This is a genomic window from Actinocorallia lasiicapitis (assembly GCF_054778695.1).
The window spans coordinates 1-839 of record NZ_BAAGZI010000827.1 but is presented as its reverse complement, the minus strand read 5'-3'; the positions used below and the strand labels follow the sequence as shown (position 1 = coordinate 839).

Here is an 839-nt window from a genome sequence, read left to right as displayed (position 1 = left end):
CCGCCGGATCGACGGCCGCGTAGGTGCGGGCGCTGGACGTCGAGACCACCTCGACGCTGCCATTGGAGTCCAGCAGCAGGGTCGAGTCGGCGAGCACCAGGTAGTCGACGCCGTCGGGCCGCTCCCGCAGGGCCACGACCGTCGCGGCGGGGGTCGCCCGATGGCTCAGATCGCAGGTGCCGCGGTGCCTCCCCGCGACGTGGGCGATGGAGTCGGCGAGCAGGCCGCGGAGCTGGTTGCCCCGGTCGGGGCCCGCCTTCGGCGCGTCGAGCATCCGTTCCAGCAGGCTGATGCCCAGATTCCTGGCGTACCAGGCGGTGCCGTGGCGGCAGCCCAGGTCGGTTCCCGGCGGTAGGCTGCAACCGTCCAGCAAAACCACCGCGCCATCGGCGGCCACCACGAAGTCCTCATTGGGCCAGTCCCGGCCCGGAACCGGCTCCGTCGCGAAGCTCACCCGCATCCCCGCCCCCTTTCCCGGAGTATTGGGACGCTTGTTCCGCGTGAGAAGTTCCCTGAGGTTTTCGTGCTTTCGTCGCCGGGAAGGGCTCGACCGTGCCGGTCTTGTTCGGAGGCTTCAGCCTTCTGCTGCTCGCGTTGTGGATCTACTGCCTGTTCGACGTGATCACGACGCCGGCGGCGAACGTCCGCACGCTCCCCAAGCCGTTCTGGCTGTTGATCGTGCTGCTGCTGCCCGATCTGGGTTCGATCATCTGGCTGGTCTTCGGCCGTCCTCGCGTCATCGCGGCGGCCGCGGCGGCCCGTCCGGTGGTGGCGGGCGGCCCCGACGACGACGAGGACTTCCTGCGCGGGCTCCGCGCCCGGGTCGAGGAGCAGCGCCG

1 protein-coding gene and 1 pseudogene are annotated in these 839 nt (G+C 70.7%); one reads left to right on the top strand and one right to left on the bottom strand.

Translation table 11 applies throughout. From position 1 onward, the window contains the following. Nucleotides 1-454, bottom strand: a pseudogene (locus tag ACYVE7_RS34910) (hypothetical protein); the annotation flags it as partial. A 98-nt stretch (nucleotides 455-552) separates the two neighbouring features. On the opposite strand from ACYVE7_RS34910, the gene ACYVE7_RS34905 reads away from it, so the two are divergent. Beyond that, the coding region (locus ACYVE7_RS34905; RefSeq protein WP_460370942.1) for a PLDc N-terminal domain-containing protein at nucleotides 553-839 on the top strand (287 nt) is incomplete at its 3' end.